Here is a 9,939-nt window from a genome sequence, read left to right on the forward strand (position 1 = left end):
TACCTGATCGAGAAGAGCCTGGCGGTGGACAACATCTTTGTCTTCCTGCTGATCTTCAGCTACTTCTCGGTGCCGCCGGCCTACCAGAAGCGGGTGCTGATGATCGGCATCGTGGGCGCCATCGTGCTGCGCACCGGGATGATCCTGGTGGGCGGCTGGTTGCTGGCCGAGTTCCACTGGATCCTGTATGTGTTCGGCGCTTTCCTGATCCTCACGGGCGTGAAGATGTGGTGGGCCGCCGGCCAGGAGCCGGACCTGAACGACAACCCGGCGCTCAGGCTGTTGCGCAAGCTGCTGCCGGTGAGCAAGGACTACGACGGCGAGAAGTTCTGGACAGTGGAGAACGGCAAGCGCATCGCCACGCCGCTGATGATGGTGATCGCCATGGTGGCGCTGACGGACGTGATCTTCGCGGTGGACTCGATCCCCGCCATCTTCGCCATCACCAGCGACCCGTTCATCGTGTTGACCAGCAACGTGTTCGCCATCCTGGGCCTGCGCGCCATGTTCTTCCTGCTGCAGGCCGCGGCGAGCCGCTTCCACCTGCTGAACTACGGCCTGGCCGTGATCCTGGTGTTCATCGGCAGCAAGATGGTGCTGATCGACGTGTTCAAGATCCCGGTCGCAGTGTCGCTGGCGGTGGTGATCGGCATCCTGGCGATCACGATGGTCTGGAGCGCCAAGACGGCGCCGAACACCTGAGCCTCATGCGGTGCGGGCGCGCCGGTGGTCGCGCAGCGCCAGCATCGCGCTGACGATCACGCCCGCGGCGAGCAGCCAGCCCAGCGTGCGCGAGGCAGCGAGTTCGCCTTCGCGGGCGGCGCCCATGAAGAAGAGCACCAGGGCCAGCCCATGCACGCCCCAACGCTGCACGCGCACCCACAGGGCTTCGGAGCGCCAGAGCCAGGCGATCAGCACGTCCACCACCCACCAGGCGGCAAACACGGTGTCCAGGCGCGGGGCGCTCACGCGCGGTGTGTGCAGGATGCGCTGCCAGTCATTGCCGAAGATGACGACCACCGCCCAGTAGAAATGCACCAGAAACACGGCCAGTGACACGGTCCAGAAGGCCAGCCAGTAGCGGGCCGCGGTGTCTGATCGGTCGCGAAACGGCAGCAGGCACAGGGCCGGCACCACCAGGATCAGCGCGGCCCAGATGGTGAAGAAGGTGGTGTGCAGGTCCTGCCGTTGGTGGGGCATCACGTCGGCCGCGCCGCCGCCGGGCGGCGTGAGCGCAAACAGCGGCAGCTCGCGTGTCCACCACGCGGCGGCGAAGGCCAGCAGGAGCCGCAGCGCGGCGGCGGCGCTGGCCCGCGCCATGGGGCGGGCGCCGGGTCTGGGGGTGGGCGCGCGTGGGTTCATGCCTGGCGCTGCGACGGGCGACGCCGTTGAACCGGTCCGGCCGCCGCGTCGATCTTCGATTGCAGGGCCTTGCCGGTGCCCAGGGCAAAGCCCAGTTCGGCCACCACGAACATCGGGCCGATCAGCAGGCCGCGCAGGTCGTCCACGAAGGCGGGCTTGCGGCCCTCCCAGTGGTGGCCGACGAACTGGAACACCCAGCCGACCACGAAGCAGCCCAGGCTCCAGCCGAGCCATGCGTTGAGCGGCGCGGTGCCCAGCGGGTGCGCGAGGGCCACCAGCACGGCCAGGACCAGGGCGGTGATCCCGGTCAGCGCCCGCTGCCCGAGCGTGAGGTACCACGCCGCCACCAGCGCCCAGACCACCCAGTCGGCGCTGATGACCCATCCCGCAGTGTCCAGGCGCAGGCGCGCCAGCAGCGCGGCCAGGGCGAAGGCGATGAGCGGGATGCCGGCGTAGTGGGTGGCGATGTTGCGCGGGTCGCGGTGGTAGTGCGCGTACTGCACCAGCAGGCGGGTGGCGTTGTCCATGGCTGTCTCCAAGTGTTCTTCTGGGAGCCGCGAGCATGCGCGCCCGGGCGGCATGCTGTCTGTCAAAATTTCGACAATCCCGCCCCGCTGCGGCGGGTTGGCGCCACCCCATGCCCCACCCCGAACCTGTACCGGCCGCGTTGCGCCTTGCCCTGGCCAGCGACGACTGGTTTGCGACCTGCCCGACGGCGCTGCAGGATGTGCTGCTGCAACTGGGGCACATGCGCTCGCTGGCCCACGGGCAATCGCTGTTCTCGCGCGGCGGGCTGGCCGACGGCCTGTGCTGCCTGACAGCCGGCGGTCTGCACATCGGCGCGCTCAATGCCGATGGCGAGCCGGCGGAGCTGGCCTACCTGGAGCCCTACCAGTGGTTCGGCGAAATCGCCCTGATCGACGGCCTGCCGCGCACCCACGACGCGGTGGCCGAAGGCGACACCCAGGTGCTGGTGGTGCCGCGCGACGCGCTGGTGGACTGGCTCGACCGGCACCCGGCCCTGTGGCGCGAGCTGGCCCGGCTGGCCTGCCGCAAACTGCGGGTGGCGTTTGCGGTGCTGGAGGAGCTGGCGATGTTGCCGCTGGAAGAACGCCTGCAGCGCCGGCTGCGCCTGCTGGCGAAAGGCTATGGCAGCCGCGAAGCACCGCGCCACCGCATCCGCCTGGGGCAGGAGGTGCTGGCGCGCATGATGGGCGTGAGCCGCCAGAGCGTGAACAAAGCGCTCAAGGCGCTGGAAACCCGGGGGGTGCTGCGCCTGCACTACGGCGAGATCGAGTTGCTGGACTGAACGGGGTCGCGGCCGACGCAGCGGGGGAGCGCGGGGGCCCCGATCCGGCGCCGGGCCGCCCCAAGCCGGATCAATCCCCTGGGGGGCAGCGACCCGCGCAGCGGCGGCGTGTGGGGGCTCGCCTACCGCTGCCGCCTGTCCGGCGTCGGCATCAGCGTGTCAATCTCCTGCTGCATGGTCTGCACCAGCTGGCTGTAGATCTGCAGCTTGTGGCCGCTGTCGCGCAGCCGCTCGGCCAGGCGCTGGGCCACGGCGGTCATGAGCTTGGCGGCGGTGGCGGGTTGTTCGGTGATCAGGGTTTCCAGCGCCTCGCGCGTGAGCACGGCGCAGACCACGTTGGTGCTGGCGGTGCACGAGGCCGACCGCGCCGCGCCGTCCACCAGCGCCATCTCGCCGATCAGGCTGCCCGGGCCGAGCACGGTCACGGTGACCGGGTTGACGCGCCGCGCGATCAGGGTCTCGACGGTGATCTCGCCGTCGAGCACCAGCACCATGTAGCCCGTGTCGGCGGTCTCGCCCTGGCGGATGATGGTGGTGCCACTCTTGAATCGCTTGGGTCGCATGAAGCCGACCACCGTCAGCGCCTCGGCCTCGCTGAGCTGCATCAGCGCCGTGGGGGCTCGCAACAGGCGGGCGGCGTCGTGCGCCTTGGACGAGCCGTCCACCAGGGCTTGCCGCTCGGCGGGCAGGCGCGATTCGGGGCCATTGCTGCCGCGGGGATTGAACAGTTTGTCAAACAGGGCCATGGCGTCGGGGGGTGTGCTGGGGAAACCGGTATCCATTGTGACGCCCTGGCCAGCGGTGGGCGTGAACGACGGCAGCGCAGGGCGGCGCCAGCGCCGCGCCCGTGGGCGCGTCTACCCGTGCAGATCGTCGCGGCGTGCGATCTCCAGCAGACGGTCCAGCTCGGCGCCGTGGTGGCGCAGGTTGTGCTGGTGCCACTTCATGATCACCCACATGAACCCCGCCACGATCACACCGAACGCGGTGATCGCGACCACCGCGGGCAACCCGGCGGCGGTGGAGAAGCTGTAGAGCGCACCCAGGCCCAGGATGCAGGCCTGCTCGTTGAAGTTCTGCACCGCGATCGAGCGGCCCGCGCCCATGAGGTTGTGGCCGCGGTGCTGCAGCAGCGCGTTCATCGGCACCACGAGGAAGCCGCCCAGGCCACCCAGCAGCACGAGGAAGGGCGCGGCGACCCAGACGTTGTCGATGAAGTTCATCATGATCACCAGCGCGCCCATGGCGATGCCCAGCGGCATCACGCGCGTGGCCTGGTCCAGCTTCATGCGCATCGACGCGACCACGGCACCCACCGCGGTGCCCAGCGCCACCACCCCCACCAGCGAGGACGCCTGCGTGGTGGTGTAGCCCAGGGCCGCGCCGGCCCAGGCCAGCACGATGTAGCGCAGGTTGCCCGACACGCCCCAGAACAGCGTGGTGGTGGACAGGGAAATCTGGCCCAGGTGGTCGCGCCAGAGGCGGCCGTTGCAGAGCCAGAAGTCTTGCAGCAGCACCAGCGGGTTGCGCGGCATCGGGCGGGGCGTCACGCCCGTGAGCGGGATGCGCAGGTTGAAGATGGCCGCGATCATGTAGACGAACACCAGCACCGCGATGGCGGTCTCGGCCGGACGGTCCAGCCCGGTGTCGATCCAGGGCAGGTCGATCTGCTGCAGCGCGCTGGCGATCAGCGGCCCCACGAGCTGACCGCCCAGCAGCACCCCCAGAATGATCGAGGCAATGGTCAGCCCTTCGACCCAGCCGTTGGCCTTGACCAGTTGCGACGGCGGCAGCAGCTCGGTGAGGATGCCGTACTTGGCGGGTGAATAGGAGGCGGCGCCCAGGCCCACCAGCGTGTAGGCCAGCAGGGGGTGCACGTTCATCAGCATGAGCACACAGCCCACGATCTTGATCGCGTTGCTGATGAACATGACCGTGCCCTTGGGCCTGGCGTCGGCGAACGCCCCCACGAACGGCGCGAGCACCACATAAAAGAGGGCAAAGAGCGGGACGAGGGCGGCGCCTTGCCAGGCGGGCGCGCCGTTGCTCCGGAGCAGTTCGATGGCGGCCACGAACAGCGCGTTGTCAGCCAGGGAGCTGAAAAACTGCGCCGTCATGATGGTGTAGAAGCCGCGCTTCATCAAATTGCTTTGTTGTGACCGGATCGATCGCCCGGATGTGTGTGGCGGCTGGCGGACTCGGAAGGCCGGGGGCTGTCTCCAACGATGCCGGGTTATAGCACGGCGATTGTGGCGCCAAGCAGATTGTGTCCTGCCGTTTTCCCGAGGGTGGCGGGCACCGGATTCCCTGTCCGAGGTGCGTCATGTGCGCCCCCATTGCGCCGCCGCTGGACAGGGTTTGCCCGGGGGTGTGTCCCAGATTGACGCAAACCGGGCGCGCCTGAGGGCGGGTTCTGGCTGGCATGGCTTTTGCGCCGAGGTGGTGGTCGCCCCGGCCGCCGCTGGCGCGCGATCCGACGCCCACAACAACAAGGAGACACCCCATGATCAGCATTGACAGGGCACTGCTGCGGCAGCTGCTATTCATAGAACGGCCCTGGGAAGTGCGCGAGTACCGGCTGGACCTGCGCCAGCGGCGCTGCGACGTCTGGGTCTCGCAGGCGCCCGTCGACCGCGGCTGGTTCGGCCGGGGCCGCAAGGGTGTGGCCCCCACCGACACCGTGGTGTGGCAGCACCTGGCACTGGGCGCGGTCCGTTTCCACCTGCACGTGGCCTTGCCCGTGGGGTTCGAGACCCGGGGGCTGAACTGGATGGGCGAGCCAGGCATGCCGTTTTCAAGGGCGCTGGCGGCCCGGGTGTTTGCGCTGTTCAACGAGGGCCTGTCGGTGCAATCGGTCTGTTCGCTGCTCGACCTGAGCCTGCAGGACGTCTGGCGCTACCGCTACGCGCTGGACACCGGCCGCACCGGCGCGGGCCAGCCCACCGCGCCGGCGGAGCGCGCGGTGGCGCCCGCTGCGGTGCCGGCCCCGGCGGTGGCCGACGACAGCGCGGTCCCCGATGTGACCGACCCGATCTGGCTGCGCCTGCTCGACGGCGACATGAGCCTGGACATCAAGGTGCTCAGCCTCAAGCTCATGCTGACCCGGCTGCGCTCGCAGCTCGACCTGATCCATGACGACGAGGTGCGCATGCTCAAGCTCAAGGAGCTGCACCGCTACTTCGTCAAGAACGAGCGCGTCCTCAACCACGAACTCGCGCAGCTGCGACTGGACGGGGCGGCATGAACGCGAGAACACCCGTGCCCCCGCTGCCCGCGAGCGGCGTGCTGATGAGCCTGGCCGACACCGCCGCCGCGATCCGCCGCGGTGGCTTCCTGTCGATCGCCGCCGACGAGGCCTTGCTGCGCCAGCTGCCCCAGGGCCACTGGCTGGCCGGCAGCATTCCCTATTTTATGGGCCAGGGCGGTGGCGAGACCACGCGCGACCGGCTCTTCGTCACGGCGCTACCGGTGCCCGGCGCCGCGCCCCGCCTGTGCTGGTACGACCAGCACAACCTCTCGCAGATCGCGCTGGACGCGCCGGCCCACGGCCTCACCGTGCTGATCGTGCCGGCGTTCTCCGAGGTGCATTCCCTCTATGCGCGCGAGGCGCCCGGCTTCGAGGACATGTACATGAAGCCGATCGTGGGCTGGATCGCCGGGGTGCACCTGGACGACCTCGGCAGCGCCGCGCCGGTCGTGGCCAACGGCCAGACCCTGAGCTTCCGCCAGGACCAGGCGCTGGCCATCCATATCCCGCTGCCCGAGACCCTGTACCCGCGCATCGAGATCCTCAACCTGTTCCAGCCCGGCCCCGGCGACGAGATCCGCTTTCCCTCGACCGGCTTCTCGGCGCAGGAGTGTTTCGTCAACGGGCGCCTGGTCAACCTGGCCCAGTACCTGGTCGAGCAGGGCGTGGACACCCGCCTGCCGCTGGTGGCGGACTACTCGGGCGCCATGATCAACGTGTCGTTCAAGGCCGTCGACGCGGCGGCGGGCCAGGTGGATTTTTACGCGCCGGTGTTCGACGACGTGGTCTACCGCATTGCCCAGCCCGTGCCCGGTTACAGCCAGGCCTTCGCCCGGGCGCTGCCGCCCGACGCGCACGGCGCCAGCTGGAGCTGCAACTGCATCCTCAACTACCTGTACGGCGAGCTGGAAGGCCAGCGCACGGGGCCGATCACCGGGCCCATGACCTTCGGCGAAATCGCATACCAGCTGCTCAATCAGACCATGGTGTATGTGAGCCTGGAAGAGCTGTAGCCCCCTGCGCCGCTGTGCGGCTTCCCCCCCGGGGGGACCACGCCTTTGGCCCGGCAAAGCCGGTTCTTCGGCGTGTGCTGGTTGGGGGGACATCGCGCGCCGGATGGGTTTTCAGTAGCTGCGCTGCAGGGGCATGAATCGCGGTGCATTCGGCGCTCGGGCGGGCGGGTTTGTGCGACAGTCGTCGCTGCCCTCAACCGCCCGCGCCGCCATGCCCCGTCCCATCCTCGCCACCGTCCACCCCGAAGCCCTGCAGCACAACCTGAACCAGGCCCGCCTGCGCGCGCCCGACGCCCGCGTCTGGGCGGTGGTCAAGGCCAACGCCTATGGCCACGGCATCGAGCGCTGCTTCGACGCCCTGCGCGGGGCCGATGGCTTCGCCATGATCGACCTGGCCGAGGCCGAGCGCGTGCGCGCGCTGGACTGGCGCGGCCCGCTGCTGTTGCTCGAAGGCGTGTTCGAGCCGCGCGACCTGGAGCTGTGCTCGCGCCTGCACATTTGGCACGCCGTGCACTGCACCGAGCAGATCGACTGGCTCGCCGCCCACAAGACCCAGGTGCCGCACCGCGTCTTCCTCAAGCTCAACAGCGGCATGAACCGCCTCGGCTTCACACCCACCGCCTTCCGCGCCGCCTGGGCGCGGCTGAACGCGCTGCCGCAGGTCGAAGAGATCTCGCTCATGACGCACTTCAGCGACGCCGACGGCCCGCGCGGCATCGCCCACCAGGTCGCCGCCTTTGAAGCAGCCACGGCCGACCTGCCGGGCGAGCGCAGCCTGTGCAACAGCGCCGCCATCCTGCGCCACGCGCAGAGCCCGCTGCGCGGCGAAGGCGTGAGCACGCTCGCCGCCGACTGGGTGCGCGAAGGCATTGCGCTCTACGGCGGCGCGCCCGATTACCCGGAACACACGGCCGCCGACTGGGGCCTGCAACCGACCATGACGCTCTCCAGCCGGCTCATCGGCACCCAGCAACTGCAGCCCGCCGACACCGTGGGCTACGGCTCCGCCTTCACCGCCGAGGCGCCCATGCGGGTGGGCGTGGTGGCCTGCGGTTACGCCGACGGCTACCCGCGCCACGCGCCCACCGGCACGCCCGTGCTGGTGAACGGCGTGCGCACCCGCACCGTCGGCCGCGTGAGCATGGACATGATCGCGGTGGATCTCGCGCCGCTGGACGCGGCGGGGGTCGCCGCCGGCGTGGGCAGCGAGGTCGTGCTCTGGGGCGTGTCGCCGTCGACGGGCGCCCAGCTGCCGGTGGACGAGGTGGCGCGCGCCGCGGGCACCATCTCCTACGAGCTGCTCTGCGCGGTGGCTCAGCGCGTTCCGTTCGGATAACCCCCCGCGCCGCGCCCAAGGGCGCGTGCCTTGCAGGCCGCGCCACCGTCTGAGCCGGTGTCACTTCGGGCTGTCCAAGTCTGCGCAGGCAGACTTGGAGCCGCGGCCCTCAGCCCCCCAGGGGGCGATGCCTGTGGCCTGGCAAAGCCAGTTCCACGGCATCCTGGGGTCGGGCACGTGCGCCGGTGAGCGTGTTGTTGGCCTATCCGGTTACCTTGTGGGTTCTTTTTTGGCACGCCTGGCTGTCGCGGTGGATGGCGCAAGACAATCGATTGCATTGTTCTTGTGTCGAAAGCCCTGCCTTGTCTCTTCCGTCTTCCTCCCGCTCTCCCCTGGCCGTGTTCCTCGGCCTGCCCTATGTGGCCTGGGTCATTCTGTATTGCGCCGTGACCTGGGGCGTGTTCGGGGCCCTGCTGGGCGCCGTCACGCCCAGCCTGCGTGCCCAGATGGGCGTGTCGTTCCAGCAGGTGGGCTGGCTGATGGCGATCTGGAGCGCGGGCGGGGCCATCGGCTCGCTGCTGGGGGGCGCCATCGCCAAGCGCTACCCGCCGCAGCGCCTGCTGGTCATCTACACCGCGCTGGTGATGGGCGCGCTGGTGGGCGTGCTCACCGCGCCCAGCTTCGGCTGGCTGGCCTTCTTCATGGTCAGCATCGCCACCTTCGAGACGGCGCTGTTCACCCTGGGCCACGGGCTGCTGGCCGAGATGAGCGACGACCCCGAGCAGCGCACCCGCATCATCGGGCTGGTGGACGTGGGCTACAGCCTGGGCACGGTGCTCTCGCCCCTGCTGGCCGCCGCCGCGCTGCTCGCCGACCCGAACTGGCGCGGTCCCTACCTGGTGTTCGGGCTGCTGGCGCTGGCCTTGCTGGCCATGACGCTGCAAAGCCGGCGCCTGAGCACCGTGGGCTTCCGCACCGAGCTGCAACACGCCGACGGCGCCACCGGCACACCGCTAACCCCCCTGGGGTATGCGGGCCTGCTGCGCGAGCCGCTGGTGCGCTGGGTGCTCGTGGCCGGTGTGTGCAGCGGCCTGTGCGAGTGGGGCCAGAACTTCTGGTTCGTGAGCTACGCCACCGAGGTGCTGGGCGTGCACGCGCAGAGCGCGCGCCTGGCGCTGGGCTTCCTGATGGCGGGCATGGTGGTCGGCCGGGTCTGGCAGGCATTCTGGCACAGCCGTTTTTCGATGGAGCAGAAGATCCAGGGGCTGGGCGTGCTGGCCACCGCGGCGCTGCTGGTCGTGTGGCTGCTGCCGGCGGGCGCGCCGTTCGGGGTGCTCGCGCTGTGCAACTTCGCGGCCGGGCTGGGCGTGTCCGTGGCCTTTCCCATCCTGCTCGGCACGGCGCTGCGCTGCTTCCCCCAGGAGGCGCCCCGCCTCTCTGCGCTGCTGATGCTCTCGTTCACCGGCGGCGCCCAGGTGGCGGCCCTGTTCATGGGCCAGCTGGCCGAAAGCCACGGGCTGCGCAGCGCCTACGCGGTGCTGGTGGTGGGCGCGCTGGGGTTTGTGGTCTGCGCCTGGCGGCTGGGGCGGCGGTGAGATGAGACACCCCCGCCGCGCTGCGCGCGACCCCCTCAAGGGGGCGGCACTGGCCGTCCGGCAAAGCCGGCCCGGCGGTGCCCTAGGTGTGAAGCGTCAAGAGGTTGTTTCTTGACGAGCTGAGTCTGGAGATGGGT

General features: G+C 69.8%; 10 protein-coding genes. 6 read left to right on the plus strand and 4 right to left on the minus strand.

Annotated elements, in window-relative coordinates:
* Nucleotides 1–702: TerC/Alx family metal homeostasis membrane protein (locus IV088_RS04985; protein WP_291098565.1), on the plus strand; the 702-nt coding region annotated here is incomplete at its 5' end.
* A 3-nt stretch (nucleotides 703–705) separates the two neighbouring features.
* On the opposite strand, the gene IV088_RS04990 is transcribed toward IV088_RS04985, so the two are convergent.
* Both IV088_RS04990 and IV088_RS04995 read right to left on the minus strand, forming a co-directional pair.
* Complete coding sequence (locus IV088_RS04990) at nucleotides 706–1,362, minus strand: hypothetical protein (RefSeq protein WP_291098568.1); 657 nt, start codon at nucleotides 1,360–1,362, stop codon at nucleotides 706–708.
* Nucleotides 1,359–1,889 (minus strand): DUF962 domain-containing protein, encoded by a 531-nt coding sequence (locus tag IV088_RS04995; RefSeq protein WP_291098571.1) that lies wholly within the window; start codon nucleotides 1,887–1,889, stop codon nucleotides 1,359–1,361. The genes IV088_RS04990 and IV088_RS04995 overlap by 4 nt, the downstream gene beginning before the upstream one ends.
* Before the next feature lie 110 nt (nucleotides 1,890–1,999).
* Between IV088_RS04995 and IV088_RS05000 the strand changes: the two genes are divergently transcribed.
* Nucleotides 2,000–2,671, plus strand: coding sequence for a Crp/Fnr family transcriptional regulator (locus IV088_RS05000; RefSeq protein ID WP_291098574.1), 672 nt, complete (start codon nucleotides 2,000–2,002; stop codon nucleotides 2,669–2,671).
* A gap of 122 nt (nucleotides 2,672–2,793) precedes the next feature.
* Here the strand turns inward: IV088_RS05000 and IV088_RS05005 are convergent, their stop codons facing one another.
* Both IV088_RS05005 and lplT read right to left on the minus strand, forming a co-directional pair.
* A complete protein-coding gene (locus IV088_RS05005; RefSeq protein WP_291098576.1) occupies nucleotides 2,794–3,417 on the minus strand; it encodes a cyclic nucleotide-binding domain-containing protein in 624 nt (207 codons plus the stop codon).
* A gap of 111 nt (nucleotides 3,418–3,528) precedes the next feature.
* Nucleotides 3,529–4,812 (minus strand): lysophospholipid transporter LplT, encoded by a 1,284-nt coding sequence (gene lplT / locus IV088_RS05010; RefSeq protein WP_291098579.1) that lies wholly within the window; start codon nucleotides 4,810–4,812, stop codon nucleotides 3,529–3,531.
* A gap of 362 nt (nucleotides 4,813–5,174) precedes the next feature.
* Between lplT and IV088_RS05015 the strand changes: the two genes are divergently transcribed.
* The 4 genes from IV088_RS05015 to IV088_RS05030 all read left to right on the plus strand — a co-directional run bounded on the left by IV088_RS05015 (nucleotide 5,175) and on the right by IV088_RS05030 (nucleotide 9,802).
* Nucleotides 5,175–5,915: a hypothetical protein gene (locus tag IV088_RS05015; RefSeq protein ID WP_291098581.1), complete on the plus strand. Its 741-nt coding sequence runs from the start codon at nucleotides 5,175–5,177 to the stop codon at nucleotides 5,913–5,915.
* A complete protein-coding gene (locus tag IV088_RS05020) occupies nucleotides 5,912–6,931 on the plus strand; it encodes a hypothetical protein (protein ID WP_291098584.1) in 1,020 nt (339 codons plus the stop codon). Before IV088_RS05015 ends, IV088_RS05020 begins: the two co-directional genes overlap by 4 nt.
* A 211-nt stretch (nucleotides 6,932–7,142) precedes the next feature.
* Nucleotides 7,143–8,267, plus strand: coding sequence for an alanine racemase (gene alr, locus IV088_RS05025; protein ID WP_291098587.1), 1,125 nt, complete (start codon nucleotides 7,143–7,145; stop codon nucleotides 8,265–8,267).
* Nucleotides 8,268–8,569: 302 nt separating this feature from the next.
* Complete coding sequence (locus IV088_RS05030) at nucleotides 8,570–9,802, plus strand: sugar MFS transporter (RefSeq protein ID WP_291098590.1); 1,233 nt, start codon at nucleotides 8,570–8,572, stop codon at nucleotides 9,800–9,802.
* Nucleotides 9,803–9,939 lie beyond the last annotated feature (137 nt).

It is taken from the genome of Hydrogenophaga sp., assembly GCF_018780075.1.
Taxonomy (GTDB): Bacteria; Pseudomonadota; Gammaproteobacteria; order Burkholderiales; family Burkholderiaceae_C; genus Hydrogenophaga.

What these genes read in the sequence shown, in the direction of transcription:
- IV088_RS04990 (WP_291098568.1), bottom strand. Translation starts at nt 1,362, where the DNA reads ATGAACCCACGCGCGCCCACCCCCAGACCCGGCGCCCGCCCCATGGCG.
- IV088_RS05005 (WP_291098576.1), bottom strand. Translation starts at nt 3,417, where the DNA reads ATGGCCCTGTTTGACAAACTGTTCAATCCCCGCGGCAGCAATGGCCCC.
- lplT (WP_291098579.1), bottom strand. Translation starts at nt 4,812, where the DNA reads ATGAAGCGCGGCTTCTACACCATCATGACGGCGCAGTTTTTCAGCTCC.
- IV088_RS05015 (WP_291098581.1), top strand. Translation starts at nt 5,175, where the DNA reads ATGATCAGCATTGACAGGGCACTGCTGCGGCAGCTGCTATTCATAGAA.
- alr (WP_291098587.1), top strand. Translation starts at nt 7,143, where the DNA reads ATGCCCCGTCCCATCCTCGCCACCGTCCACCCCGAAGCCCTGCAGCAC.
- IV088_RS05000 (WP_291098574.1), top strand. Translation starts at nt 2,000, where the DNA reads ATGCCCCACCCCGAACCTGTACCGGCCGCGTTGCGCCTTGCCCTGGCC.
- IV088_RS05020 (WP_291098584.1), top strand. Translation starts at nt 5,912, where the DNA reads ATGAACGCGAGAACACCCGTGCCCCCGCTGCCCGCGAGCGGCGTGCTG.
- IV088_RS04995 (WP_291098571.1), bottom strand. Translation starts at nt 1,889, where the DNA reads ATGGACAACGCCACCCGCCTGCTGGTGCAGTACGCGCACTACCACCGC.